The organism is Streptomyces sp. bgisy159, from assembly GCF_965341775.1.
In the GTDB taxonomy this organism is placed as follows: Bacteria; Actinomycetota; Actinomycetes; order Streptomycetales; family Streptomycetaceae; genus Streptomyces.
In genome coordinates, this window is sequence record NZ_CBDQZH010000010.1 from 120942 (window position 1) to 146303 (window position 25362).

The following is a 25362-nucleotide window of genomic DNA, read 5'->3' on the forward strand; positions in this document are numbered from 1 at the left end:
GCCGGGCGCGAGCGGCGGACCGGGGCAGACCGCCGCCGTACGGCCGGTCAGCGACCACGTGCCCGGTCCCGGCTCACTCGTTGCGCAGCACTTGGGCGATGGTCAGCCGTCCCGCTCGCCGGGCGGGCACGTAGGCCCCCGCCACCGCGATGACCACCCCGGCCGACGCGAGGCCGCCCAGCGCCGGAGCACGCCACACGTCGGTCATGTACGCCGGGAGGCTCATGTCCACCGCATCGGCCATGCGCGGCACGACCAGTTCGTATCCCGCGATGCCCAGGGGGACGCCGAGGAGCGAGCCGATCGCACCGAGGACCGCCATCGAGGTCACCGTCATCGCGGTCGCCTGCCCCGGCGTCATACCGATGGACTTCAGCATGCCCAGGTCGCGCCGCCGGTCACGGGTGTTGAGGACGGCCGTGTTGAAGACGCCGAGGGCGGCGACGGACGCGAGCAGCAGGGTGAGAGCGCCGGCGGAGCCGACGACGGTCGCGGTGACGGCGTTGCCGCCCCGCGGGTGCGGGCTGAGCGCGGGGTCGACGGCTCGGGCCGCGCGGGCGTAGGCGGCGGGATCGGTGCCGTCGCGCAGCCGTACGTGGTAGGCGATGGGTTTCTCCGCGGGGGCCAGCCGGGCGAAGGTGGGCCAGTCCGTGACCAGCATCCGCGCGTCGCTCGCCATGAACTCCCCGACGATCAGCAGCCGTTCACCGCGTCCGCCCTTCTCCAGCCGGATCCGGTCGCCGATCCGCAGGCCGTTCTGCCGCAGGAAGGCGGACCCGGCGACGGCCTCACCGGGCGAGCGCGTCCAGCGCCCCCCGGTCAGCACGCTGTCCAGCCGGGGGCGGTCCCCGCGACGCCCCTCCAGCATCACCTTGTACGCGGACCCGGTCATGCTCACCTCCACATCGCCCCGGGCGGTGACCTCCGTCGCGGTAGTGGGTCGCGTAGACCGTGACCTGGTAGGCGTCCCGTCCGGCGCTGCCCAGCCGGTTCATGGTGGTCGCCAGGCCGGTCGCGAAGGTGACCGTGGTGACGCCGAGGACGACGGCGGCCAGGGTGAGGGCGCTGCGGCCGGGCCGCGCGAACGGCAGCCCCAGGCCCAGGCTCACCGGGCGCGGCAGCCGGCTTCCCGCGAGCCGGAGCTGGACGCCGCGGGCGCGTGCGGTTCCGGGAGCGCTGCCCGCGCTGATCGCCCGCGCCGCCGCAGGACGGCGTGGAGGCCGTGTCGATGGCGCGGCGGCTCTGCCCGGACGTCGTGCTGATGGACATCCGGATGCCCACCATGGACGGACTGGACGCCACCCGCCGCATCCTGGCCCGGTCCCGCGACTGCCGGGTGCTGATGCTGACCACCTTCGACCTGGACCGCTATGTGTACACGGCCCTGTCGATCGGGGCGAGCGGTTTCCTCCTCAAGGACGTCACACCGGAGCACCTGGTGGCGGCCGTACGCCTGGTCGGCACGGGTGACGCGCTGCTGGCCCCGTCCATCACCCGCCGTCTGGTGGAACGCTACGCCGCGGAACCGGAGGCCGGCCCGTCCGCAGGCACCGCCGCGCTGGCGACGCTGACGCCCCGCGAGCGGGAGGTCCTCACGCTTCTCGGCCGCGGTCTGTCCAACGCGGAACTCGCGGCCCGGCTGACCCTGAGCGAGGCCACCGTGAAGTCCCATGTCGCCCGCATCTTCGCCAAGTCAGGGCTGCGGGACCGCGCGCAGGCGGTGGTGCTGGCGTACGAGACCGGACTGGTCAGGCCGGGCCGCTAGGCGGCCGGACGCGGGGCCCTCTATCTTTCCCGGGTGCTCTAGGTTTTCCTCCCGGGAGTCGGAGATCGTATGGCCCGCGCTGGACTCACCGCCGACCGCATCACGGCGGCGGCCGCCGACCTCGCCGACGAGGTGGGCTTCGACCGGGTCACGCTGTCCGCGCTGGCCAGGCGCTTCGGCGTGCGGGACGCGAGTCTGTACTCGCACGTGCGCGGCCTGGGGGATCTGCGGGCACGGGTCGCGCTGCTGGCCGGCGGCGAGATGGTCGACCGGATCGCCGCGGCGGTGGACGGGCGCACCGGCCGGGAGGCGCTGGCCGCGTTCGCCGGCGCCTACCGCTCGTACGCCCTGGAGCGGCCCGGACGGTACGCGGCGACCCAGAGCCGCGTCGACCCCGACCCGGTGGCCGGCTCCCTCGTGATGCGCCGCACCGCCGACTTCGTCTACGGTCTGCTGCGCCCCTACGGCCTGGCGGAACCCGACCTCACCGACGCCGTGCGGCTGCTGCGCAGCACCTTCCACGGCTACTGCGTCCTGGAGTCGTCGGGCGGCTTCGACGCACCCCGCGATGTCCAGCGGTCCTGGGACCGGGCCGTCGACGCCCTGCACGTCACGCTGCTGCACTGGCCGCGGGACGGACAGCCCACGGACCTCTGAGCCGGCCGGTGCCCGCCCGGCCCGCACCGGCGCCCGCCCGGCGGCGCTCCGGTGGCGGCACCGCACGCGATGGTGCGGTGCCGCTCCACGCCGCTGACCGGTGCGGGCCGATGCGGGCCGGGGCGGCGGATGGCGGCCGGGGCGTCGCCGCCGACGCGCGGGTCAGCCCAGCGGCAGCGGGGCCGGGGCCGCCGGGGCGACGCCCGCCACGCGGAAGTTGTCGGCGTGCTGGAAGGTGAACCGCTCCCAGGTGGCGACGCTGTCCGAGCGGGCGCGCAGCAGACCGGCGTCCGCGCCGGTGTAGTTGGCCTCCACGGCGACGTACCTGCCGTTGCTCGCCGCCTTCAGGGCGTAGTTCTGCGCGCCCTGCGGGACCAGGGTGTAGCGCTCCCACCCGTGCGGGACCTCGGTGCGGGCGCGGAGCATGCCCTCGTAGGCGCCGGTCTCGTTGTTCTCGGTGCTGACGTACAGGCCGTTGGCGACGGACCGCAGGGACACCGTGGTACCGGCGTCGCCGGTGTGCAGGGTGAACTGCTCCCAGCTGCCCTCCGCGGTGTCGCTGCGGGCGCGCAGCGCGCCCTCCCGGGTGCCGGTGGCGTTCAGTTCGGCGGCGACGTACTTGCCGTTGACGAGCGACTTCAGGGACCAGCGGGCGACGTGGGCGCCGATCCAGTCCGTGATGTCGTCCAGGCGGGTCTCGACGGCACCGCGCGCGGTCGCGTCCGAGCCGAGGCAGCCGCCCTGCCAGGAACGGCTGTTGACGGCGACCAGTTCCCCGGTGCCGGTCCGGACCGCCGGACCGCCGGCGTCGCCCTGACAGACCGCGCCGCTCTGTGTGTCGATGTCCAGTTCTCCGCTGCGGGTGCCGGTGACGGTGAACGCGCCGGTGTGCGGGCGGTCGGGCACCCAGGTGTCGTGGGTGCGGCCGTAGCCGGCGACCGTCAGCTCCTCGCCGGCCGCCGGCGCCTGGGCGCCGAGGGTCGCCGGGGCGATGTCGCGGACCGGTGCGGACAGCCGCGCCAGGACCAGGTCCCGGTCCGCCCGGGGCACCAGTTCCACGACGTCGCGGACCTGCCCGGGCGTGCCGCTCGCACCGGTGCGGCCCACGACGGCCCTGGTGGGCAGCGGGGGCGCGCCCGCGGCGACCGTCGTGGGCTGCGCGGGGTCGGTGGCGAAGCAGCTCGCCGCCGTGACCACCCACCGCGCCTCGATCAGCGCGCCCGAGCAGGCCCGGTCCATGTCGCCTATCTCGATCCTCGCCGTGTACGGCATCACCCCGTCGGCGGCCGGGTCCCCCACGACCGCCTCGGCGTGCCCCGCGCCCAGCGTCCCGGTCGCGGCCAACAGCCCCACGGCCAGGGCCCCGTGGCCCGCTCTCGTCCTTCTCCTCATGGCTCTCCCCCAGCGACTTCGGCGGACGTGACTCGCGCAGCACCTCGCGCCCCCAGGGGCTCGGAACCCCCCTGCGGCACAGGCGCTCAGTGATCACCCCATCGTGCCCACTGCGGATGCCCCGTACAACCACCGCACGACCGACCGGAGACAGATGGCATCGCCCCGTCGCATCCCCGTCACCTCCTGGCCATCTTCAAGCGCCCGCGAGGAGGGTCAACGGTCCGGGGTGAGGAGGGGCTTGACGTCCAGGATCGGGGTGCCGTCGAGCGCTTCGAGGTTGCGGACGTGCAGGCGCGTGCCATTGACGGCGAGGATGTGGACGGTGTGCAGGCCGATCGGGTTGGGCCGGTCGGGGGCCCGGGTGGCGAATACGCCGGTGAGCGGCCGGGCGGCGTCCCCCCGCGGGTGCACGGCGAGCGTGTCGCGATCGGCACGGTCGAGCCAGGTGAGCAGCAGGACGTCGGTGCCCGGGGCCAGACCGTCGAGGGCCGGGGCGTACCGGGCGTCGAAGACGAGCCAGGCCTCGGGTGCGCCCTCGTCGGGCTGCCGGGGCGCCGCGGCGCGGTCCGTCAGCGACGACTCGACGCGCCCGACCGGGCGCAACCTGTCGGCGGTCATGAGAGCTGCCTCCCTTCCACGGCCGGCGTGCCGGTCACCTGGCCCCGTCCGCGGCCGCAAGTCCGTAGCCGGCCTCCTCGACCGCCGCACGCACGTCCGCCGTCCTCGGTTCCCTGTCACTGGTCACCACGACGGTACCGGTGTCGACGTCCACCGCCACGGCGGTGACACCGGCGATGCGCTCCAGTTCCTCGGTGACGGCAGCCGCGCAGCACCCGCACGCCATACCCGTGACGGTGTAGGCGGTTCCGGTCATGACGGCGCCTGCGCCCGCTCGGGGCCGTCGGCAGCCGGAACGATGCGGGTGGCCATGTGGGCCTGGCGCATCCGGCCGTCCGGGGCGAACCTGCCGAAGAAGTAGACCTCGACCGCGAGGTTCTTGCCGCGCTGCGACGAGTGCAGGGTGTAGCGGGCGGCGATCCGGTCGGCCTCGGCGACGGCGTCGTGCACCTCCACGCGGATGGTGGGCCGGTTCTTGCGCACCGGGCGGGTGTGCGCGACGAGTTTGTCGCGGTCCATCCGGTGGCCGTCGGCGATCTCGACGATGTCCGGGGTGTGATAGCGGTCGACGATCAGCGCCGCGTCCTCGTCGGACCGCAGGAGGTCCTCGGTGAACGAGGTGAAGAAGTCGGCGATGAACTGCTTGGGGTCGGTCGTGACGGATGTCCCACCGGGTGTGTGGTCGCTTGTATCGCCGTTCGTGTTGCCGTTCGTCCTGTCAGGTGTCTTGCCGCGTGGACGCATGTCGCTCCCGTCAGTCTGCTGCTCACCCAGGATCTTTTACAGCCTGTAAAATATACAGCGCTCGACAAATTTGGCAACATGTAAGAGATGATGTCTTCGCCCGCCCGCAACCGCCGCGCCGACGCCCTTCGCAGCAGGGCCGCCATCCTTGACGCCGCGACCCGGGTCCTCAACGCCGATCCCGACGCCGGTCTGGAGACGATCGCCGGCGCAGCGGGCGTGACCCGCCCGACCGTCTACGCCCACTTCCCGTCGCGGGAAAGGCTGTTGGAGGCCGTCGTCGGCCGGATCACCGACGAGGCGGTCGCCGCCATGGACGCCGCCGACCTCGACACGGGCTCCGCCGCGGACACCCTGCTGCGCATGCTCGACGCAGGTGCGGAAGTGACCGGCCGCTATCCCGTACTGCTGCGGCTGATCGGCAGCCAACCCGTCGGCGCGGAGGAGGACCGCGAACGGCATACGCCCGTCGCCGACCGCATCGAACGAGTCATCCGGCGCGGCCGTCAGAGCGGGGAGTTCGACGACCGGCTCCCCGTGAACTGGCTGGTCGCGGCGGCCATCAGACTCGGCCACGCCGCGAGCGAGGAACAGGACGCCGGCCGGCTCACCGCCACGGCCGCCCAGAACGCCCTCCGCACCAGCCTGCTCCGCCTGCTCGGCGCGACCGCACGACCGGACAGCTCACCCCCCTCCCGTTCCCGGTGAACTGGGGCGTGCTCCCTGCCAGGCCCGGACTGAGACGACGGTCCACTCGACCGGGGAGCCGCCCATTCCGCCGGTTCCTCACTCCGGGGCCGACCTGGAGCGGGACGGACAAGCCTTCACACTCTGCGGGCGACGATGTCTCTGTATGAGGTGGTCGCACGGATTGTCAGCCCGGCGGGAGCGCGACGACCGGCGCGGCGAGCGCTATGTCGCCGACGACCACCTCATGCACCAGTCGATGACGACCAGCGCCCGCGACAAAGCACAGGTAGCCGCGACCGCTCGGCAGGGCGCGGGCGTCCTCAGCTCGGCCACACCCGCCTCCACCCGCCTCCACCCGCCTGCGGAACATGGTCCGATTCCTCGGCTTCGTCTGCGAGAGCCCCGCCCGGGCGGCGGACCAAGCCCGCGAGGTCCTCTGCACGAAGCCCGACCCCACGCCGAACAACATCGCCAGGGCCACGCTGCGTCCGCATGGGCTGGAGGAGTCCGATGCGTGAGGGTTGACTGGCCTGTCTCATCGATCCAGAATTCTCCCTATTGCAGGAACGGGCTGATGCGGGGGCGCTCCACGCATGCGGATCATCAGCTGGAATCTACTCAACGGCGGCCAGGACAATGGCGATCGGTACCGACTGGGCCGCGCTGTCGATATCATCCGGTCCTGTGAGGCTGACCTTGTCTTCCTCCAGGAAGCCCGCAACTTCGACGCGCAGGACAACCGCCTCCTCAACGACGTGGGACGTCGGTTGCGACTGGCCGGATTCCTCTCCACTGCAGACAGCGGATACCACGTCGCCGCCTTTGTGCGACATGAACTCGGCGCCACATGTGCGCGTTTCGGCCGCCCCGACTTCTTCCATGCCCTGATCAGTATTCGAATCCCTCTCCCTAACGGGGGTGTACTGCACGCCCTGGGTGCACACTGGTGTCCGGACTCTCCAGAAATCCGGCTGGCCGAGGCAGAGCATCTGATAAGGCTGTTGCGCGGCGATGAGCCCGCTTTGGTCGTCGGCGACCTGAACTCGCCGGAACCTCATGCAGATCACACGTCCACGTTCGCGAAGGCGCAGCTCCGGATCCGAACCCGCTATCTGGCGTCGGATGGCAGTGGGAAAGTGGATGCTCGCGCCCTTGAATGTCTGGAATCCGCAGGCCTGGTGGATGTGGGGCGTCTTCGCGGCTCGACCGGCCACACTTTACCGACCCCGCTGCCCCTACCAGGACCTTCCTTTCCCCGGCTGCGACTCGACTACTGCTACGCGACAGAACCCTTGGCAGCGATTGTCACCGACTACCGGGTACTCAAGAACGCCGAAACCGACCAGATATCCGACCACTACCCCATCGTGGTCGACATAGATGTCAGTCGCCTGGACATTGAACACGCCGAGTCGCCATGACAGGTACTGCAGAGCCGTCGCGGCTGGAGAACCGCAGAGTCCGGCGTATGCTGCTCGGCTGCCTCGTCCTTCCCCCGGTCGCCTCGGTGGTGGCATCGGCGGTCGGAGCCCTGAGTCTGTCCGCCAGTCTGGCCGTCATGATCGGCGCTGACCTCACTCTGCTCACCATGCTGCTCGAGATCACGTTGCAGGGCCGGGCCGTGCAGCATTACGAGGTCACAGCCTGCAAGAATGACGACGAGGCCGTGCCGTACCTGATCGCCCATGTCGTCCGTGAGCGGCCCCGGACAGTCGATATGCTGGAATACAGCGCATTCGGCGCTCTTCCGCTACTCGCGAAACTCGGCGAGGAGGGCTGCACTCAGCAAATACGGCTCCTTGTCGCTCACCCGTCTGCCGCGATCAGTGACTACCAGCGGGACTACCGGCTCGCGGAGGGACTCCGCGCGCTTGCGTACCGTATCCCGGCGGACCGCGCTCGGAGCATCGGACTGCAGCTCAAGTGCTATTCGGCAACTGCCTCGTTACGGGGAAGACTGCTTGCCGACGAAGTCCTGGCGGTCGGCTGGTACTCCTACGACGATCGCGGACTCGCCGACCCTGGAGGCCGACCGCTGTCCGGCGCCTCCAACTCACTTGTCATCACCACCGCGAGCAGCTCCGGGGGGCAGCACCTGATACACCTCTACAGGCGCGTGTTCGAGAATCTCTGGCGGGATGCGGCGGAACCCGATCAGGCATGGGAACCGTATCGTGACACGTTGCCGCACCTGCCCAGCGCGGACTGGCTGACCTCGGTGCGGTCTCGTGGATGACCCGGCGTCCGCGACACTCACCCTCGGTCGGTTGGCTCGGTCCGACGCAGAACCTGGCGCGTCGTCAGCGGGCATCCTCATCGGCCAGGGAAGCGAAGCTCAGGTGTTCGCCCTGGACGCTGACAGCGTCTTCCGAGTGAGCCGCCGCGGAAGCGGTCCTGACGACTGGGCGTTCAAGGCCCACGTCACCGCGTGGGATCGTGGAGCTCCTGTACCCCGGCCACACGGACCCGCCAACATAGGCGGCCACTATGGATTGGTGATGGAACGCCTGGAGCCTTCTCACCTGTTGCACAGTATGAGCACGGCCCCATGGTCCGTGATGGCGGCCGGCCGCATCATGGGAACCGTCCACGCGGCAATCCATGACGTGACAGCACCCGCGATGCTGCCTACGGCGCATGAGGTCGTGCTCTCGCACATCGCGTGCCGTCAATTACCGCGGAGCGCCCGGCAAATCCTCGGCGAGCTCATGCGCACCCTGCCCACCGGCAATCGGCTCCTGCACGGTGACTTCAACCCGGCCAATCTCTTGCGACGGCCCGCGAGCGGCGAGTGGCTGGCCGTCGACTGGTCCGGTGCCGTCCGCGGCAACTCCGCCGCCGACGTGGCGATCACACTCGTTACGATCGCATGCGGTGCCATACCCGAGTCGGCCCCTCGATGGGCCTGTGCAGCGGCACCGGCGGGGCGTTGGGCGTTCTCCCGGGCATACCTCAACGCCTATCGGGCCCGCCGCTCCCTCGACCTGAAGGCCGTCAGGCGATGGGCTTCCGTGTGGCGGATACTGCGGGGCGCCACGTTGGACGTGAATAGGGAGGTCACATGCGTCCCACTCCGGAAGGCGCGCGGAGGCACCATGAGCCCGGCGAGACCGGAGCCGGTCGAGTTCCCGCCGACAGCGGAATGCTCCTGCGGTTCGTCCGGCTCGTACCACCCCGGATGGCCCTGGGCCTGGTCAGTCCACGGTTCGGCGATACACGTGGAGCCGCCCTGGCGCGAAAACTGCTAAGTCCACTTCGCCGACGCGACGTGATCATCCCCTTCGGGGCCTGCTCAGGCACACCGTTCAACGCCGGCGGGTCTGCACCGAGTTTCGCCCTGGGCACCAGTGAGCCCCATGTCCAAGCGACGCTTCACGACCTGCTTCAGCCCGGTCACGTGTTCTACGACATTGGAGCCAACGTCGGCTTCCATACAGTCCTCGGGTCCCAACGAGTCGGATCAGAGGGGCGCGTGTATTCCTTCGAACCGCTGCCCGGAAACGTGGAGGCTCTCCGCCACAACGTCCGCATCTCCAGCTCACTCAACGTGTCCGTGATGCCGTGCGCCATCACGGACCGCGTCGGCACGGCCATGCTGGCACCGGCTCGTGAGCCCTTCTGGGCACGCTTGAACTCGCTACCGCCGCCACCCGGGGCCCGCGCTGCGATTCCTGTCCGTTGCTGGTCCATCGACAAACTGGTCCGCTACGGTCAGATCAGGTTGCCGCACGTGGTGAAAATCGATGTCGAGGGTGCGGAACTCAGCGTCCTTCGAGGGATGGCCGACACCCTGGCGGAGGCTCGGCCGGCGATCATCTGCGAGGTTCACGGCACAGGGGAAGAGACGCACGACTTCCTCACGTCGGCGGGCTACACCGTACAGTCGCTTGCTCGTCGGCCCCATTCCCGCTCTCGCTCCCGCCATGACGCCTCGCGTCACGTCCTCGCCCTCACGGCGACTACTGCTTCAGCGCGCTGAACCACGCCCTGCCTCACCTCCCGCTCCCTCACCCCCGCTCCGCCGCGCTCCGTTCCACGCAGAACTCGTTGCCCTCGGGGTCCGCGAGGAGGGCCCAGCCCGTGCCGTCGGCGTTGCGGCGGTCGGCCACCAGGGTGGCGCCGAGGGCGAGGAGGCGGGTGACCTCCTCCTCCCGCGTGCGGTCGGTGGGCTGGAGGTCGAAATGAACACGGTTCTTCACCGTCTTGCCCTCCGGCACGGTGACGAAGAGCAGTCCGGCCCCCTCGATCAGCACTTCCGGGTCGCCCGGCTTGTCGTCGTCGTGGACCGGCTGTCCCAGTACCTCGGCCCAGAACCGGCCGAGGGCGTAGGCGTCGGCGCAGTCGACGGTGGCGTGGTGGATGCGAGATGTCATGCCGGGAATTCTTCGGCGGGCGAGGACGGAAAGCGACAGGTTTTCCCTTCCCGGCCGGGACCGAGCGGCAGCCGGTGGCACTCCCGCCCGCCGTCGGACCAGCTCAGGTGCAGTTCGTGCGCCTCGCACACCTCCACCGTCACCGTCCGCTCCAGCGGGGCCGGTTCCGGTTCTGCGGTGAGACGGGCGAGGGTGACGAAGAGGGTGGGGTCTGCGCCCGCACCCCCGCCCGACGCCTCGCCGGTGCGGCCGGTCACGGCAACGGCCTCGCCGGTGCGGCCGGTCACGGAGGGGAGGCCCGACGGGTCGGTCTCCACGGTGAGTTCGGCACCGATCCCGGTCACCGGCAGCAGCTCAGTCCGTACGCCCTCCGCCGGCGCCCACCCGGTGATCCGTACCGGCGTCCCGGCGGGCGCGCCCGTCACCACGTGCGCCCGTACCTCGGTCGCGCCGGACGCGACCACGAGAGTCGTGACCTCGGCGGTGCCGCCGGCCGCGGTGTGCCGGGAAGCCGCCCACGTCGTCCCGGCGCCGAGCGGAACGATCCCCGTGCGGCCCGGATCCCCTCCCACGATCACGCTGTTGTCGTTCGACGCCGAGGGTGTGGTCACGGTCGAATAGGCGAGGCGGGTGTAGTACGGGTCGTAGCGGACGTCCTCGCTGCCGTGGTTGTGAAGCCGCACCAGCCCGTCCGAACAGGTTGTCTGCAAAAGCCAGTTGGGCGCGGTGAGCGGGGTGACCGCGTCCTCGCGTTCGGCCGGGCCGGGTTCCTCGGTGGCCGTCCACACCTCGTGGTCGGGCGGCAGCAGGAGGCCGAGGAAGCCCTTGCTGGCCCAGTAGGGGGAGGCGGGACCCGAGTACCCCTGCAGGACGCGCTCGTCAGGGCCGTGCCATCCGAGGGTGAGCAGGCCCCGGTCGTCGACCGCGCCGCGCTCCAGGAAGTACCTGAGCGCACCCGAGGCCAGTCGGCGGGTCTCACCCGGGGACAGTGGGGTGTGACCGGTCAGCGCGCCGAGCCAGAGCGGGGCCGTGGTGGCGAAACGGTACGTCAGGGAGCGGCCCTGGTGCATCGGTGCGCCGTCGGCGCCGAAGAGCCGGGCGTAGTCGGCGAGGTGGGCGGACAACCGCGGACCGTGTACAGACAACAGGTCACTGTCGTCCGCCAGCCATGCATGCACCACCGGATACAGATGCATCGCCCAGCCGTTGTAGTAGTCGAACTTCCGGCCGTCACCGTCGGTGTACCAGCCGTCGCCGACATACCACCGTTCGATCCGCTCCAGTCCGCGCTCCACCGCTTTGCGGGACGCCGCCGCCTCGTATCCGACCGACTCCAGGAACCCGCCGACCGTCACCGGGAACAGCTCCCAGTTGCACGGCCAGGCCTCGGCCGTGAGCGCGTCCGCGAGCCAGGCCGCCGCCCGCTGCCGCACCGCGTCGTCCAGCCGGTCCCACAGCGACTCCCGGGTCAGCCGCAGCGCCAGGGCGATGGAGGCGGCTTCCACCAGCGGCTGGCCGCGGTCCTCGATGCGGGGCCACACGCCCGCGGTGCCGGCGGCGAGGCCCTCGGCGTACCGTTCGAGCACCGTCTCGTCGCGGCGGAACGCGGCGAGCAGTAGGGTCCGCGCGTATCCCTCCAGGCCGTCGGACAACCGGCCGGCCCAGCTCACGCGGTCGCCGGGGAAGTGGTAGAGCGCCCGGCTCCGGTCGGCGTAGAGGGCCGCGGCGGCGAGCAGAGCGTCGGCGGCCGACTCCCAGTGCGCCCGGGTGTATCCGGTGTACGGGCTACGGTCGGCGGCGGGCGGAGGCAGGTGCATGGGTGAGTCGGTCCTTCCGGCGGGGGGCGGTCTTCCCGGCGGGGGGCCTGCCGGGAGGGGCGGTCCTGCCGGCAGGGGCCCGTGGCGCTCCGGTTCCGGTCGCGCGCCCCAGGGTCTCGTACGGGGATCATCCGTGGCACGGTCCCGGGGTCGACCGGGCCGGTGGCCTGGCCCCGGGTGCTCACGCCGCGCTCATTGCCGCACCAGCCCCCCGGGTACCAGGTGCTGGTCACGCAGCGCGTCGCGGACCAGGCCCGCGAACACGGTGGCCCCGTGCACGGAGGTGTGGGTGTTGTCCCGCTTCTCGTTGTAGAGGTAGAGCGCCTTGGAGTCCTGCGGGCCGAGAGCCTCCACCAGCGTCTTGGTCTTCGCGGTGAGATCGATCAGCGGTACGTGCCGGGCCGCGGCCACCGCGCGGATCACCGCCGGGTGGTTCACGCCGAGGCCGTTGACCAGCAGCGCGATGTCGTTGTCGAGTGTGCCGTCGGGGCTGAACCAGCGGCGCACGATCGGCGTGACGAGCACCGGCCGGCCACCCTCGGCCCGGACACCCGCCACCAGTGTCTCCAGGTTCGTCCGGTACGTCGTCTCGTCCGTCTGCTTGTCGTTGTGGGCGAGCTGGATCAGGACGAGGTCGCCGGGGCGGATCCTGGGTGCGACGGTGTCCCACAGCAGCGGGTCGGCGAGGTAGCTGACCGTGCTCTCGCCGGAGTCGGCGTGGTTGGCGACCGACAGTCCTCGCCGTAGGTATTCCGGCAGCTGTTGACCCCATCCTGTATACGGTTCACCGGGCTGGTCGCAGACCGTGGAGTCGCCGACCAGGAAGATCTGGCGGGCGTGCCGGGCCGGGGTGACCCTGATCGCGGCGAGCGCGGGAGCGGTGCCGGCGAGGGTGAGGTCCAGGCCGGGGCTCCCGGCGGCTCCGGTCGGTTCGCCCTCGGGTGTGCGGACGTCGACGGTGAAGCTGCGGGCGACGCGTCCACCGGCCGACGCGGCGGTCTCCGGGAGCAGGGCGCGTCGGGTCTCACCGGCGATGCTGGTGCTGGAGGCCTCCTCGCCGCCGAGGAGCACCTTCACGTCGTAGGTGCCGGGCGGGACGTCGAAGTGGCAGGCCGTGGCGGTGCAGTTCGCGATGCCGAGAGGCCTGCCGCCCTCACCGGCGTGGGCCGGCACGGCCGTCAGGGCGGTGGTCATGCTCACCGCGGTCAGCACGGCGAGGTTGAATCGTCTCACTTGCCGGCTCCTCCGTCACGGCTACAGTGCCCGGCGGTGGGGACCGTACCGGTTGCCACAAGCGCTTTCCACCCCTTGACCAGATTTCCCCTCACCTCCGACACCCACTCCTCGAAAGCCCTTTCGCGAAATCGATTCAACTGTCACCCTGCACTTGCCTGCCCCGACGGACCGGGCCGCCGTCGGGTGCCGCCACCCGCCCGCCACCGGCGAGCGGGCGGCCGCCGTGCGCGGGAGCGCGGGGCGCCGGAGGACGCCGGCGCCGCCGTCTTCGTACGGCATCGCACTCGTGCCGGCCCGCGCCGCCCCTCGGGCACCGATACTCGCACCCGCACTCCCCACGCACCTCCCCTAAGGAGGAACCCCATGTCCACATCCCCGCACGGACCGTCGTCCCCACCCCCGCCACCGTCCCCCGACGGCTCCCCCGTACCCGGCGCACCGGTCGGCCGCCGTGCCTTCGTCCTCGGCACCGCGGCCACCGCGGGCTCCGCCGCCCTCACCGGACCGCTCGCCACCGCCGCCACCGCCGCCTCCACCGCCTCCTTCGGCTGGCGCGACGACGGTACGAACTACGTCGTCGACACCGGCGCCGACCTCGTCCTCAAGGTCCGCAAGTCCAACGGCGACCTGAGCTCGCTGGTCTACCGCGGCACGGAGTACCAGGGCTACGGCGGCAAGAACTCGCACATCGAATCCGGTCTCGGCACCTCGCAGGTGACGATCCGCCAGTCCGGATCGACCATCCTGGTCTCGGTCGCGTACGGCACGCTGCGCCACTACTACGCGGCGCGCAAGGGCGAGAACAACGTCTACCTGTGGACCCACAAGGCCGACACCTCGGTCTCGGCGACCCGCTTCATCGTCCGCACGCGCCCCGGCATGTTCCTCAACGACGAGCCGGACTCCTACACCTACGCGCCCACCACCATCGAGGCGTCGGACGTGTTCCGCAAGAACGACGGGCAGACCCGCTCCAAGCACTACTCCCGGCTGCGCGTGATGGACTACGACCACATCGGCTGGAGCGCGGGCGGCGTCGGCCTGTGGATCGTCCGCAGCAACCACGAGAAGGCTTCCGGCGGGCCGTTCTACCGCTCGCTGCTGCGCCACCAGAGCGCCGACGGCGGCGGCCTGTACGAGATCCTGTACTACGGCCAGAACCAGACCGAGGCCCAGCGCTTCGGCCTCCAGGGCCCGTACGTGATCGCCTTCACCGACGGTGGCGCCCCCTCCTCGGCACCGTTCCCGGGCACGCTCACGACACCGTGGGCGGACGATCTCGGGATCCCCGGATACGTCGGCGCCACCGGCCGGGGCAGGGTCGCGGGCGTCGGCATCAGCGGGCGGGATCCTGCGTACCCGTACACGGTGGGGCTCGCCAACGCGAACGCGCAGTACTGGGGCCCGGCGCGCACCTCGGACGGCTACTTCTCGGTCGCGGGCGTGCTGCCCGGGACGTACACGCTGACCGTCTACAAGGACGAGTTGGCTGTCCACAGTATGCAGGTGACGGTATCCGCCGGTCGGACGACCGCGCTCCACACCATCGCGCTCTCCCCCGCCGCCGACCCCTCCCACGCGCGGGCGATCTGGCGGATCGGCGACTGGAACGGTACCCCGCGCGGTTTCAAGAACGCCGAGCTGATGACGTACGCGCACCCCTCCGATGTGCGAGCCGCGCCGTGGACCGGGAATGTGGTGATCGGCAGCGGTTCCGAGACCTCCGCCTTCCCGTGCTACCTGTGGAAGGACGTCAACAGCGGCATCGTCGTCCACTTCCGGCTGACCGCCGCCCAGGCCGCCGCCGCGCACACGCTGCGCATCGGGGTGACGACGGCGTACGCCAACGGCCGTCCGCAGATCGTCGTCAACGACACCTGGACGTCCGCCATCCCCTCCCCGCCCACCCAGCCGAACACCAGGTCACTGACCAACGGCTCGTACCGGGGCAACAACCACACGTTCACCTATGACATCCCGGCGTCCGCCTGGCGCACGGACGGTCAGTACAACCAGCTGAGGATCAACGTGGTGAGCGGGTCGGGGCTGACGTCCTACCTCAGCGCGGGGACGGCGATCGACGCGATAGACCTTCTGGACTGAGACCCCGTCCGGACCGCCGGGGCGTCACGAGCCGCGCGTCCACTGCTGGTTGGTCCCTCCGTTGCAGGCATAGGTGATGATCGCGGCGGAGTTGGCGGTGGACGCGCCGCTCACGTCCAGGCACTCCCCGGTGGCGCGGGACCTGACGTTCACGTACCCGCCGGTGGTGGTGAGCGTCCACTGCTGGGCGGTGACCGAGGCGTCGCAGGTCTCCTGGGTGACGTCGGTGGCGTTCTCCTGCACGCACAGCGAGCTGTGACGGGCCATCAGCTGGTAGGAGCCGTCGTCGACGGGCCGGAACCAGAAGCTCTGGTTGCCGCCGCCGTTGCAGTCGTACTGCTTGATCCGGCCCCCGGGCCACTGCGACCGGCTGACGACGTCCGCGCACCGGCCGGAGTGCCGTGCAATCAGCGTCCGGTAGGCGGCGGAGGTGCCGGTGACGGTCCCCGCGGTGGTGTCGACGGTGATCTCCGGGGCCCAGGACATCGAGAGGGAGGTGGCGGACGGGAAGGTCAGGGGCAGCCAGACGTAGCGGGAGTCGTTCACGGTTCCGCCGAAGGAGTTGCCCCAGCGGTCTCCCAGGTAGAGATACGAGGTGGCCGCGGATCCCTGCACCGGCAGAACGTATGCGGTCTGCGATCCGTATGCCGTCGAGTCGCCGACGTCACGCATCGCCGACCAGGGACCGCTGAGGCTGGTGGCGGTGGCGTACCGCTGCTGGTTGGGGTTCCAGCCGGTGGCGCCGGACGTCAGCATGAAGTAGACGCCGCCCCTCTTGAACAGCGCCGGTGCCTCGCGGTGGCCGCCGGGCCACGGGTTGGCGACCAGGCCGGCGACGCCGGTGTAGTCGGCGGTGAGCCGGTAGATGTGCAGGTCGTAGTTCTCGCGGGCGGCGGAGACCATGTAGCCCGCGCCGTCGGTGTCGACGAAGATGGTGATGTCCCGGGACATGTGCTGCCCGAGCGGCCGGAAGCTGCCCCGCCAGGTGTAGTCGCCGTCGACGGTGTCGGAGACGGCGACGGCCGCGCGGGCCTCGCTGTAGTCCGTGCCGTTCTCCTTGTGCATCCACATCACGAACTTGCCGGTGGAGGCGTTGTACATGACCTTGGGCCGCTCGATGTTGGCGGTGGTGAGTTCCGGGCTGCCGGCCCGGGTCAGGACGTGGTTGCGGAACTCCCAGGTGCGCAGGTCGGTCGAGCGGTAGGCGTCGACGTAGCGGAAGGTGTTGTCGGCGTCGCGGTGCTCGCCGAACCAGTAGTAGTAGGCGCCGACCTTCAGGACGCCACCGCCGTGTGCGTGCACGGGACTGCCCGCGGTGTCGGTGAACTGGGTGCCGCTGAGGACGGTCCGGGGTGCGGCCTGGGCGGGTCCGGCGCCGGCGAGGGCACCGGCCAGGGCCAGGCAGAGGGCGGCCAGAACCGCGTACACACGTCTCATGTCACACACGTCCCTTCGCGGCGTCCCCCGCCATGGTGTCCGCGACCGGTATGCCGAAGTCCGGGGTACCGTCCGGGTGCCAGCCGAACCGCTGGATGCGGGTGTGGCGGTTGGGGTCGTCGAGCGGGTCGCCCACGATCTCCTTGTACGGGCGGGCGTGGTAGACGAGGACGTCGGTGCGGCCGTCCTCGGCGACGGTGAAGCAGTTGTGGCCGGGGCCGTACTGCCCGGTGGTGTCGTTGCCGGTGAAGACGGGGGTCGGGGACTTGGCCCAGGCGGCCGGGTCCATCAGGTCGCCGTCGGCGTCGGCGGTCAGCAGGCCGACGCAGTAGTGGTGGTCGGTGGCGGAGGCCGAGTAGGTGAGGAAGATCCGGCCGTTGCGCCGGAGCGCGTACGGGCCCTCGTTCACCTTGTATCCGATGCACTCCCAGTCGTATTCAGGGGTCGACAGCCGGACTTGCGGGCCCTTGAGCGTCCAGGGGTTCGCCATCTCCGACAGCCACAGCGCGGTGTTGTTGTCCATGCCGGGCTCGTGCTGGGCCCAGCACAGGTAGCGGGTTCCGCGGTGGGTGAAGGTGGTGGCGTCCAGGGAGAAGGTCTCCCACGCGGTCTTGACCTGCCCTTTCTCGATCCAGGTGCCCTTGAACGGGTTGGGGTGGGAGTTCTCCAGCACCCAGATCCGGATGCGCCAGACGTCCTCGGCGGGCGCGGCGGCGAAGTAGAGGTACCACTTGCCGTCGATCCGGTGCAGTTCCGGCGCCCAGATGTGCGCGCCCATGTCCCCGGTCGGGTGGGCGCGCCAGATCACCGACTCGGTGGCCGTGGACAGGCCGTTCAGGGTGCGGGAGCGGCGCAGGATGATCCGGTCGTACTCCGGTGCCGTGGCGGTGAAGTAGTAGTGGCCGTCGGTGTGCCGGTGGATGTGCGGGTCGGCGCGGTGGGGGACGAGCGGGTTCAGGTAGGGCGCCGCCTTCCGGTGGTCGGGGGCGGCGCTCGCCTCTGCCGAGGTCACGGCGGCGAGAGCGCCCGCGGCCAGGGCGCCCTTCAGCATCACGCGTCGGGTGGGGGTGTGGGGGAGCTCGGGCAGGTCGTCCTCGCGGCTCATGGGGGGCTGCCTTTCCTTCGTTCGTTCGAGATCACGGACACCATCTGCCATTACGAACGCCGAAAAGGTAAGGGTGCGCCAGGGGGAGGTCAACGGGTCCGACGTGATTGACAGACAGCGCTTTCACCGCACGGGGGACACGGCTGCCCCGGGCGGAGGGAACAGTCGTCGAATTTCTGTTATCGGCCGGTCGCCCGCGCGTCTCCCAGGGCGTGCACAGCCTCACCCAGAAGACAGCGGCGGCCGTCGGCGCGCTGGCCACGGCCGTCGGCCTCACCCTCACCGCTCCCCCGGCGTGGGCGGCGGGCCCCCGTGACGTCACCGAAGACGTGCTCGCGGGCCGCGACGTCACCCTCACCGGCGACACGGTCGTCAGCCTGCCACCCGGGACGACGACGTACGCAGGGGTGTTCCGCGGCGAGGGCACGCTCACCGTGCGCGGCACCGGCGCCCTGGTCCTCCTCAAGGACAGTGACTTCACCCTGCCGCCGTCACGGCGGCACCAGAGCGTGCGGATCCGCGGCGGCAACCACCCGTACGTCACCACGACCGCCCCCGACCCGCCCGCCGTCATCGTCGAGCGCGGCGCGACGCTCCAGTACGGCGACGGCGGTACGACCGGGCTGATCGGCCACTTCCCTTACGACACCCCCGCGTTCCACCTCAACCAGGACAACATCCGCGTCGACGGCACCCTGCGGCTGGCCCTGAAGAGCGCCTACAACCTGGGGACCATCACCGGCTCCGGGCTGATCACCCAGCCGCGGTTCCTCTGGGGCACCTGGGACCTGTCCGGGGCCCACCCCTTCACCGGAGTGATCGACAACGGCACGCAGGTCAACGCGGGGCGGCCGGAGTTCGCGACCTCGCTGCCCGGCGTGCGCAAGGTCCTCAACCAGGGCACCTGGACCGTGGACACCCCGCTCGGCCAGACCGTCACCATGGGTATGGACTTCTACCAGCGCGAGTACGGCAGCGACATCAACATCCAGTCGCGGCCCGGCGGGAAGGTGATCCTCACCGGCCAGTACAGCTGGTCGGACCGGGGCGGCGACACCGACCCCTCGCTCAGCGACCCGGCCCTGAACTGGACGCCCGCGCCCAAGCACGTCAACAAGCGCGGCATCAACATCAAGGGTGCTGACGTCCACTGGGGCGACGGCTCCACACACCGCATCTTCATGCCGGGCACGGCGGAGACCGTATACATAAACCTGCTGGCCGCCCGCACACGCTCGAAGCTGACCTTGGACTACGACGGACCGGTGACCCTGGGCGCCCCCATCGGCGGGGGCGTCTTCCACGACACGCTCTCCGCTCCCGGCGCCGGGGACGTCCTGATCGCCGGTACGCCCGGCAACGACGTGACGTTCGCCGCCGCCCAGTACTACGACGGCTCCACGACCGTGGAGAAGGGCGCGGTGCTGCGGCTCGGCTCCGAACGGGGCGACGGCTCGCTGCTGATGGGCACCGACCGCCGCCGCGTGGTGAACAACGGCACCCTGGTGGCGCAGAACCGTTCCACACCCGCGACGCTGTCCCGGGTCGGCGGCTCCGGGTCGTTCGTGCAATCCGGAACGGCGACGACGACGCTGTCCGGCGCGGCGGTGACGTACACCGGCACGACGACGGTCGAGAAGGGGACTCTGGCTCTGCGCGACGGCGCCACGCTCGCCAACACCAGGGCGATCGAGCTCACTTCGCCCGGCGCGCGACTGGACACCGGCGGTAGGGCACTACGGGTCACCAGCTCGCTCAGCGGAGTGGGCAGCGTACTGGGCGGGGTGGCCAACGAGGGTGTGGTGAACGGCGGGTTGACGGTGACCGGTGACTACACGCAAACCGCCAGCGGTCAACTGCGGTTCAGCGGAGTGCCGTTGCGGGTGCGGGGCAAGGCACGGCTGGCCGGGGGGCTCGACCTGCCGGCGGCCGCCCCCGCCGCTACCACCGCGTCCGCCGGCAGTACCGCGTCCTCCGGCAGTACCGCGTCCGCCCACGGCTCCGCTTCCACCTCCGCGACCTCGCCCACCGCCCGTCCCCCGGTCACCGTCCTCGACCATGCCGGCACCGCCGCCACCACCGGCACCTTCGACGGACTGCCCGAGGGGGCGGAGGTGCGGCTCGCCGGCGCCGTGTACCGGATCAGCTACCGGGGCGGCGACGGCAACGACGTGGTACTGACCGCCGTCACCGACACCCCCACCGGCCTCCGGCACGGGCCCGGCTCCGCGGGCGCGGGCTTCCCGGCGACACAGGGGGCGGGCTCGGCCGGGAGCGAGCAATTCGGATGGTGGCCGTACGTCCTGGCGCTCGGCATGCTGGGCGGACTGGTCGTCCCGGCGACCCTGCGGACCAGCGGCAACGGCCGACGACGGCCGGGGCGGAGCGGCACCCGGCCTGCGCGTCGTGACGGGCGGGGGCACGGGCGGGGGCGGGCCGAGGGCTGAGCCGATCGGTCTCGGGGGTGAGGGCAGGCGTGGCGTCGCGAGGGAGTCCGACCGTGGAGGGGCCGCCAGTGGCCGCGGGACCTCAGCTCCCCGTCGGCTAACGTCGTCGCATGACCAGCCGCATTCCCGTCCGCCCCTCCCTCGCCGAGGCGATCGGCGCCGGGGCCGTTGTACTCGACGGCGGTATGTCGAACCAGCTGGAAGCCGCCGGGCACGACCTGAGCGACGAGCTGTGGTCGGCACGGTTGCTCGCGGACACGCCGGAGGCGATCACCGAGGCACATCTCGCCTACTTCCTGGCGGGGGCGAGCGTGGCGACCACCGCCAGCTACCAGGCGACCTTCGAGGGCTTCGCGCGGCGCGGGACCGGCCGTGCGGAGGCCGCCGGGCTGCTGCGCCGCAGCGTGGAGCTGGCGAGGGCGGCGGCCGGGCAGGCGTACGCCCGCGGCGTGACGCGCCCGCTGTGGGTCGCAGCGTCGGCCGGGCCGTACGGTGCGATGCTCGCGGACGGCTCCGAGTACCGGGGCCGGTACGGGCTGAGCGTGGCCGAACTGGAGGGGTTCCATCGCCCCCGGCTGGAGGTGCTGGCCGCCGCCGGGCCGGACGTGCTGGCGCTGGAGACGGTGCCGGACGTGGAGGAGGCGCGAGCACTGCTGCGGGCGGTCCGTGGACTGAATACACCCGCCTGGCTTTCGTATACCGTCGACGGTCGCCGGACTCGGGCCGGTCAGCCGCTCGAGGAAGCGTTCGCGCCGGCCGCCGACGCCGACGAGGTGATCGCGGTCGGGGTGAACTGCTGCGCCCCACAGGACGTGGACGCGGCTGTGGCGGCCGCCCGGCGAGTGACCGGGAAGCCCGTGGTGGTCTACCCCAACAGCGGCGAGGGCTGGGACGCCCGGGCCCGCGCCTGGACAGGCCGCGCCACCTTCTCCCCGGAGCAGGTGCGCGGCTGGGAACAGGCCGGAGCCCGGCTGATCGGGGGCTGCTGCCGGGTGGGGCCCGAGGCGGTCGCCGCCATCGCCCGGGGCCTGCGGCCCGCCCGCAGGGACTGACGGCCCACCGAGGGTCATCGCCTCGTGTCGGGGCCCCTTGCGAGCGCGGCTGCCTCTGCCTCTGCCTCTGCCTCTGCCTCTGCCTCTGCCTCTGCCTCTGCCTCTGCCTCTGCCTCTGCCTCTGCCTCTGCCTCTGCCTCTGCCAGGATCGATCCCTGCCGAGCGAGCGCTGTCGCTTCGGGCCCGCTGACCCGTCAGCGGCGCCGGGTCCCGGTGGCCCGGCGCAGTCGGCGCACCGCGGCCCGCAGTTCCAGGGAACGCATGGCGCCCCCGGGTTCGGTGGGGGCCGCGTCGGGTGGGGCGATTCCCTCGATCTCTGCCACGGCAGCCTCCGACGCCGTCGCCTCCGCCGCCGGGACGGCGTCCGTCGGTGACGGGGCGACCGTCGCCGGGTCGCCACTGCCGGTGCCGGGTGGCGTCGTCGGCGACTCGGCGGCGGTCCACAGGCTCAGTTCGGCATCTCGCAGACCGTATGCGGTATACGGTCTGCGACAGGTGGTATACCGCTCGCCGTCGCCCGCGTACCGCCCACCTTCTCCGTCCCCGCTGCGATCCGGACCACCGAGGCCGGCCCCACCGAGCTCGGCTCCAGCGAGGTCGACTCCATCACGCTGGGTGACATCGCGGTAGGCTCCACCGCCGTCGGTGGCATCGTGGCCGGCCTTACCGAGTCCGGTTCCCTCACGACCGTCCCCACCGAGGCCGACCGCACGAAGGCCACCCTCACCCAAGCCGCCCCCGACGAGGCCGATCTCCTCAGAGCCTGTCTTCTCAAGTCCGGCTCCGTCGAGGTCGGGCCCACCGAGACCGGCCGCATCCCCGAACACCCGCACCGGATGCCGGGCGTCCCACGCCTCCCACCCCGGATCTCCGGTCTCCGCGAACCGCACCCACGCCCCGTGCATCGCCTCCGCCAGCTCCTGCGGTGCGCCCCGGCCCGCGAGCTTCGTGGACTCGGGGACCTCGCCGGTGTCGAAGACGAAACCGAGTTCGAGGGCGTGGCAGGCGCCGAGGCCGGGGAGCAGGGACGGCCAGGCGAATTCGTAGAGCCACGAGCTGCCGGGCCGGGCGTCGGCCAGCCGTCGCAGCGGTCGGCGCAGGAGGTGGTCGGTGACCATCTGCCCGATGATCTCGGCTGTGCCGGCACGCGGCTGCAGCGCACGGTAGCCGCGCGGCACCTCGTGCCCGCAGTGGCAGCGGGCCATGGCACCGGCCACGGCGACCGGGCCGAGCCGGTCGACGCGTTCCAGCAGTCCGCCGGGGACCAGCCAGAGCCGGTACTCATCGCGGGTCCAGCCCATCAGCAACTCGGTGTCACGTGCCACGGCCCCCTCGATCAGTGCCTCCAGCGGGTTGCGCGGGACGAGGTCGCCGTCGACGACGATGCCGAAGGCGGGGCCGCCCAGGACGGGGCTGCTGAGTCTGCCGACCTCGGTCTGGGCGCGCAGCAGCAACGCGCGGTCGACGGCGGCGAACGCCTCGGCGGTGGCGGGCACCTTCAGCCGGGCGGCCATCCGGCGGACCATGCGGCGCACCTTGTCCCGTTCGGAGGCTTCGGGCGGACCGCTCTGCAGTACGGCCCGGCGGAACAGGCCCTGGGCCGGGGGCGCCGCGATCAGGGCGCCGATACTGATGGCGCCCGCGGACTGCCCGGCGAGGGTGACGCGGTCGGGGTCGCCGCCGAAGGCCGCGATCGACCGGTGGACCCATTCCAGGGCGGCGAGCTGGTCGCGCAGGCCGGAGTTGGGCGGGGCGTCCGGGAAAAGGCCGTAGCCCTCGACGCCCAGCCGGTAGTTGACCGAGACGCACACCACGCCGTCCCGGGCGAAGGCGTGGCCGTCGTAGACCGGGACGGCCGAGGATCCCCTGGTCAGGGCGCCGCCGTGGAGCCACACCAGGACCGGGAGCCGGGCAGCGGGCCCCGGCTCCGGGGTCCACACGTTGAGGTTGAGACATCCGTCGCCCGGCACCACCGGGTCGGAGAGGTACTTGTCGAAGGCCTCGGAGTACGGCGGTTTGGGCGCCGTGGGGCCGAAGGAGCCGGCGTCGCGCACGCCGTCCCAGGGGTCGGGCGGCACCGGCGGCCGGAACCGGCGCGGACCGAACGGGGGTGCCGCGTAGGGAATCCCCCTGAAGACCGCGACGCCGCGCTCGTACCGGCCGCGCACGGCCCCGTACGGGGTGTCTACCACGGGGGCCGCGCCCGGGTTCACACCCGGGACTGCCGCAGGTCCCCCGGGGTGGTCCGTCTGGTCCGCCGTCATGCGCCCACCAGCCCTTCACCGCGCTCGTGCACCGCGTATACCCACAGCACCACATCCGCAGCCGGTATTCCGGCCCGCCGGCTCGGCACGAGGCCGTTCGGCGTACAGCGGCTCCTTCAGATGCGTCGGCCGTCACCTCCCGTGCGTCGGTGTGGGCACGACACCGCATGCCGCATGCCGCATGCCGTCTTTCGCATTCAGCATGCCGTTCGCCGTATGTCGTATGTCGTATGCCGAATCCCGACCACCCGCATAAGACATCTCGCACGCCCCCGCGACCCCCGCAGCCCCGCAGCCCCGCAGCCCCGCAGCGACCGGCGCTTCCCGCCACCACCGAGCTACTTTAGAATGCGCTTTCTCCCCAAGACGGTTCCCGTCACCCCCGCGTCAGGAGGGTCATGCCCCACCCCCAGCCTCCGAGGGCCGTGTTCGCGATGGATCCGGTGCACCTGCCCCTGCTCTTCCCCGCGCCTTTGATGGCCCGGTTGCGGCAGGCGTCCGCCATCGACCCGGAGCTCGTCGTACGGGACTTCGCCGCCCCGGCGGTGGCCGGCGCGCTGGCCGACGCGGACGTCCTGATCACCGGCTGGGGCTGCCCCCCACTGGACGCGGGCGTCCTCGCAGCGGCGCCCCGGCTGCGCACCGTGCTCCACGCGGCGGGCTCGGTCCGCTCGCTCGTCGGGGAGGCCCTGTGGCAGCGCGGTGTCGCCGTCTCCAGCGCGGTCACCGGCAACGCGCTGCCGGTCGCCGAGTACACCCTCGCCATGATCCTGCTCGCCGGGAAGGACGTCTTCACGCACCGCGAGCGCTTCCGCGCCACGCACGCCTGCCCGACCCCCGCCGACACCGCCGCGACCGGCAACGTCGGCCGCCGCGTCGGGGTCGTCGGCGCGTCCCGCGTGGGCCGTCGGCTGCTCGAACTGCTGCGCCCGTTCGACTTCACGGTTCTCCTGCACGACCCGTACGTGACCCCCGCCGAGGCCGTCGGGCTGGGCGCCGAGGCGGTGTCGCTGGAGGAGTTGCTGCGACGGAGCGACATCGTGAGCCTGCACGCCCCCGACATCCCCGAGACGTACCGCATGCTCGACGCCGGGCGGCTCGCCCTCATCCGGGACGGCGGCGTGCTGATCAACACCTCGCGCGGCGCCCTGATCGACCCCGACGCGCTCACCGCCGAGCTGGTCTCGGGGCGGCTGCGCGCCGTGCTGGACGTCACCGAGCCCGAGCCGCTGCCCGCCGACTCCCCGCTCTACGCACTGCCCAACGTCTTCCTCACCCCCCACATCGCGGGTTCACTCGGCAACGAGCTGGAGCGTCTCGGCAGGATCGTCGTCGAGGAGGCCGAGCGGCTGGCCGCGGGCGCTCCGCTGGCCCATCAGGTGCGCCTCGCGGACCTGGCCCGGATGGCGTGACGGCGCGCCCCGCCCCCCTCGCACCGCCCTGCCCACCGCGGCCCGCGCCCCGAATCCGGCACCGCGCCCCCACCCCCCTGCCCACGCCTCCCCACCAGGGGACGGCAGTTCCCGGCCTCAAGGTCCGGCAAGGGCGGGTGTCTTCCCGCCGCGCTGACACCGCCTTAGGATAGCAAGCGCTTTCTGTCGACCGGCGACATGCGCCCGGTCGCGACATCAGCGCTGGTCGAGCTTTCGCTGGCCCTCG

General features: G+C 71.7%; 21 protein-coding genes and 2 pseudogenes. 12 read left to right on the plus strand and 11 right to left on the minus strand.

The window, feature by feature from the left end; genetic code table 11:
* Positions 1–73 precede the first annotated feature (73 nt).
* Positions 74–892 (minus strand): ABC transporter permease, encoded by an 819-nt coding sequence (locus ACSLTV_RS12875; RefSeq protein WP_435612142.1) that lies wholly within the window; start codon positions 890–892, stop codon positions 74–76.
* Between the two features lie 315 nt (positions 893–1207).
* Between ACSLTV_RS12875 and ACSLTV_RS12880 the strand changes: the two are divergent.
* Together ACSLTV_RS12880 and ACSLTV_RS12885 are read left to right on the plus strand one after the other, a co-directional pair.
* A pseudogene (locus ACSLTV_RS12880) lies at positions 1208–1765 on the plus strand (response regulator); the annotation flags it as partial.
* Between the two features lie 69 nt (positions 1766–1834).
* Positions 1835–2422 carry a TetR/AcrR family transcriptional regulator gene (locus ACSLTV_RS12885; RefSeq protein ID WP_435612143.1) on the plus strand — a complete coding sequence of 196 codons (588 nt, stop codon included), beginning with the start codon at positions 1835–1837 and terminating at the stop codon, positions 2420–2422.
* A gap of 162 nt (positions 2423–2584) precedes the next feature.
* Here ACSLTV_RS12885 and ACSLTV_RS12890 read toward each other — a convergent pair whose 3' ends face one another.
* The 4 genes from ACSLTV_RS12890 to ACSLTV_RS12905 all read right to left on the minus strand — a co-directional run bounded on the left by ACSLTV_RS12890 (position 2585) and on the right by ACSLTV_RS12905 (position 5179).
* Positions 2585–3814, minus strand: a complete 1230-nt coding sequence (locus ACSLTV_RS12890; protein WP_435612144.1) for a trypsin-like serine protease — start codon at positions 3812–3814, stop codon at positions 2585–2587.
* Between the two features lie 216 nt (positions 3815–4030).
* Positions 4031–4435 (minus strand): tRNA (N6-threonylcarbamoyladenosine(37)-N6)-methyltransferase TrmO, encoded by a 405-nt coding sequence (gene tsaA / locus ACSLTV_RS12895; RefSeq protein WP_435612145.1) that lies wholly within the window; start codon positions 4433–4435, stop codon positions 4031–4033.
* Between the two features lie 34 nt (positions 4436–4469).
* Positions 4470–4691 (minus strand): heavy-metal-associated domain-containing protein, encoded by a 222-nt coding sequence (locus ACSLTV_RS12900; RefSeq protein WP_435612146.1) that lies wholly within the window; start codon positions 4689–4691, stop codon positions 4470–4472.
* Complete coding sequence (locus tag ACSLTV_RS12905) at positions 4688–5179, minus strand: nuclear transport factor 2 family protein (protein WP_435612147.1); 492 nt, start codon at positions 5177–5179, stop codon at positions 4688–4690. The genes ACSLTV_RS12900 and ACSLTV_RS12905 overlap by 4 nt, the downstream gene beginning before the upstream one ends.
* A gap of 87 nt (positions 5180–5266) precedes the next feature.
* Here ACSLTV_RS12905 and ACSLTV_RS12910 point away from each other — a divergent pair, with 87 nt between their 5' ends.
* The 6 genes from ACSLTV_RS12910 to ACSLTV_RS12935 all read left to right on the plus strand — a co-directional run bounded on the left by ACSLTV_RS12910 (position 5267) and on the right by ACSLTV_RS12935 (position 9848).
* Positions 5267–5887, plus strand: a complete 621-nt coding sequence (locus ACSLTV_RS12910; RefSeq protein WP_435612148.1) for a TetR/AcrR family transcriptional regulator — start codon at positions 5267–5269, stop codon at positions 5885–5887.
* Positions 5888–6237: 350 nt separating this feature from the next.
* The gene (locus ACSLTV_RS12915; RefSeq protein WP_435612149.1) at positions 6238–6387 is read left to right on the plus strand and encodes a hypothetical protein; all 150 of its coding nucleotides are present in this window, start codon (positions 6238–6240) and stop codon (positions 6385–6387) included.
* A 75-nt stretch (positions 6388–6462) separates the two neighbouring features.
* Positions 6463–7290, plus strand: coding sequence for an endonuclease/exonuclease/phosphatase family protein (locus ACSLTV_RS12920; protein WP_435612150.1), 828 nt, complete (start codon positions 6463–6465; stop codon positions 7288–7290).
* A 47-nt stretch (positions 7291–7337) separates the two neighbouring features.
* Positions 7338–8105 carry a hypothetical protein gene (locus tag ACSLTV_RS12925; protein WP_435612151.1) on the plus strand — a complete coding sequence of 256 codons (768 nt, stop codon included), beginning with the start codon at positions 7338–7340 and terminating at the stop codon, positions 8103–8105.
* Positions 8098–9117: a phosphotransferase family protein gene (locus ACSLTV_RS12930; protein ID WP_435612152.1), complete on the plus strand. Its 1020-nt coding sequence runs from the start codon at positions 8098–8100 to the stop codon at positions 9115–9117. The genes ACSLTV_RS12925 and ACSLTV_RS12930 overlap by 8 nt, the downstream gene beginning before the upstream one ends.
* A complete protein-coding gene (locus ACSLTV_RS12935; protein WP_435612153.1) occupies positions 9048–9848 on the plus strand; it encodes an FkbM family methyltransferase in 801 nt (266 codons plus the stop codon). The genes ACSLTV_RS12930 and ACSLTV_RS12935 overlap by 70 nt, the downstream gene beginning before the upstream one ends.
* A 28-nt stretch (positions 9849–9876) precedes the next feature.
* Here ACSLTV_RS12935 and ACSLTV_RS12940 read toward each other — a convergent pair whose 3' ends face one another.
* The 3 genes from ACSLTV_RS12940 to ACSLTV_RS12950 all read right to left on the minus strand — a co-directional run bounded on the left by ACSLTV_RS12940 (position 9877) and on the right by ACSLTV_RS12950 (position 13292).
* Positions 9877–10242: a VOC family protein gene (locus ACSLTV_RS12940; RefSeq protein WP_435612154.1), complete on the minus strand. Its 366-nt coding sequence runs from the start codon at positions 10240–10242 to the stop codon at positions 9877–9879.
* Positions 10239–12059 (minus strand): DUF2264 domain-containing protein, encoded by a 1821-nt coding sequence (locus ACSLTV_RS12945; protein WP_435612155.1) that lies wholly within the window; start codon positions 12057–12059, stop codon positions 10239–10241. The genes ACSLTV_RS12940 and ACSLTV_RS12945 overlap by 4 nt, the downstream gene beginning before the upstream one ends.
* Positions 12060–12251: 192 nt before the next feature.
* Complete coding sequence (locus tag ACSLTV_RS12950) at positions 12252–13292, minus strand: rhamnogalacturonan acetylesterase (protein WP_435612156.1); 1041 nt, start codon at positions 13290–13292, stop codon at positions 12252–12254.
* A 366-nt stretch (positions 13293–13658) separates the two neighbouring features.
* Here ACSLTV_RS12950 and ACSLTV_RS12955 point away from each other — a divergent pair, with 366 nt between their 5' ends.
* Positions 13659–15398 (plus strand): rhamnogalacturonan lyase B N-terminal domain-containing protein, encoded by a 1740-nt coding sequence (locus tag ACSLTV_RS12955; RefSeq protein WP_435612157.1) that lies wholly within the window; start codon positions 13659–13661, stop codon positions 15396–15398.
* A gap of 24 nt (positions 15399–15422) precedes the next feature.
* Here the strand turns inward: ACSLTV_RS12955 and ACSLTV_RS12960 are convergent, their stop codons facing one another.
* Both ACSLTV_RS12960 and ACSLTV_RS12965 read right to left on the minus strand, forming a co-directional pair.
* Complete coding sequence (locus tag ACSLTV_RS12960) at positions 15423–16835, minus strand: RICIN domain-containing protein (RefSeq protein WP_435612158.1); 1413 nt, start codon at positions 16833–16835, stop codon at positions 15423–15425.
* Position 16836: 1 nt separating this feature from the next.
* On the minus strand, positions 16837–17940 hold the full coding sequence (locus tag ACSLTV_RS12965; RefSeq protein ID WP_432135749.1) for a glycoside hydrolase family 43 protein: 1104 nt from the start codon (positions 17938–17940) through the stop codon (positions 16837–16839).
* A 212-nt stretch (positions 17941–18152) separates the two neighbouring features.
* On the opposite strand from ACSLTV_RS12965, the gene ACSLTV_RS12970 reads away from it, so the two are divergent.
* Together ACSLTV_RS12970 and mmuM are read left to right on the plus strand one after the other, a co-directional pair.
* Positions 18153–20387, plus strand: coding sequence for an autotransporter (locus tag ACSLTV_RS12970; RefSeq protein WP_435612159.1), 2235 nt, complete (start codon positions 18153–18155; stop codon positions 20385–20387).
* Between the two features lie 110 nt (positions 20388–20497).
* Entirely contained in the window at positions 20498–21439 is a 942-nt protein-coding gene (gene mmuM / locus ACSLTV_RS12975) for a homocysteine S-methyltransferase (protein WP_432135751.1), read from the plus strand.
* An 815-nt stretch (positions 21440–22254) separates the two neighbouring features.
* Here mmuM and ACSLTV_RS12980 read toward each other — a convergent pair.
* A pseudogene (locus ACSLTV_RS12980) lies at positions 22255–23631 on the minus strand (carboxylesterase/lipase family protein); the annotation flags it as partial.
* Between the two features lie 470 nt (positions 23632–24101).
* Here ACSLTV_RS12980 and ACSLTV_RS12985 point away from each other — a divergent pair.
* A complete protein-coding gene (locus ACSLTV_RS12985; RefSeq protein ID WP_432135752.1) occupies positions 24102–25115 on the plus strand; it encodes a hydroxyacid dehydrogenase in 1014 nt (337 codons plus the stop codon).
* Positions 25116–25362 lie beyond the last annotated feature (247 nt).

Coding starts and splice junctions, on each gene's coding strand:
- ACSLTV_RS12875 (WP_435612142.1), bottom strand. CDS start 892: ATGACCGGGTCCGCGTACAAGGTGATGCTGGAGGGGCGTCGCGGGGAC.
- ACSLTV_RS12885 (WP_435612143.1), top strand. CDS start 1,835: ATGGCCCGCGCTGGACTCACCGCCGACCGCATCACGGCGGCGGCCGCC.
- ACSLTV_RS12890 (WP_435612144.1), bottom strand. CDS start 3,814: ATGAGGAGAAGGACGAGAGCGGGCCACGGGGCCCTGGCCGTGGGGCTG.
- tsaA (WP_435612145.1), bottom strand. CDS start 4,435: ATGACCGCCGACAGGTTGCGCCCGGTCGGGCGCGTCGAGTCGTCGCTG.
- ACSLTV_RS12900 (WP_435612146.1), bottom strand. CDS start 4,691: ATGACCGGAACCGCCTACACCGTCACGGGTATGGCGTGCGGGTGCTGC.
- ACSLTV_RS12905 (WP_435612147.1), bottom strand. CDS start 5,179: ATGCGTCCACGCGGCAAGACACCTGACAGGACGAACGGCAACACGAAC.
- ACSLTV_RS12910 (WP_435612148.1), top strand. CDS start 5,267: ATGATGTCTTCGCCCGCCCGCAACCGCCGCGCCGACGCCCTTCGCAGC.
- ACSLTV_RS12915 (WP_435612149.1), top strand. CDS start 6,238: ATGGTCCGATTCCTCGGCTTCGTCTGCGAGAGCCCCGCCCGGGCGGCG.
- ACSLTV_RS12920 (WP_435612150.1), top strand. CDS start 6,463: ATGCGGATCATCAGCTGGAATCTACTCAACGGCGGCCAGGACAATGGC.
- ACSLTV_RS12925 (WP_435612151.1), top strand. CDS start 7,338: ATGCTGCTCGGCTGCCTCGTCCTTCCCCCGGTCGCCTCGGTGGTGGCA.
- ACSLTV_RS12935 (WP_435612153.1), top strand. CDS start 9,048: ATGGCCCTGGGCCTGGTCAGTCCACGGTTCGGCGATACACGTGGAGCC.
- ACSLTV_RS12940 (WP_435612154.1), bottom strand. CDS start 10,242: ATGACATCTCGCATCCACCACGCCACCGTCGACTGCGCCGACGCCTAC.
- ACSLTV_RS12945 (WP_435612155.1), bottom strand. CDS start 12,059: ATGCACCTGCCTCCGCCCGCCGCCGACCGTAGCCCGTACACCGGATAC.
- ACSLTV_RS12955 (WP_435612157.1), top strand. CDS start 13,659: ATGTCCACATCCCCGCACGGACCGTCGTCCCCACCCCCGCCACCGTCC.
- ACSLTV_RS12960 (WP_435612158.1), bottom strand. CDS start 16,835: ATGAGACGTGTGTACGCGGTTCTGGCCGCCCTCTGCCTGGCCCTGGCC.
- ACSLTV_RS12965 (WP_432135749.1), bottom strand. CDS start 17,940: ATGAGCCGCGAGGACGACCTGCCCGAGCTCCCCCACACCCCCACCCGA.
- mmuM (WP_432135751.1), top strand. CDS start 20,498: ATGACCAGCCGCATTCCCGTCCGCCCCTCCCTCGCCGAGGCGATCGGC.
- ACSLTV_RS12985 (WP_432135752.1), top strand. CDS start 24,102: ATGCCCCACCCCCAGCCTCCGAGGGCCGTGTTCGCGATGGATCCGGTG.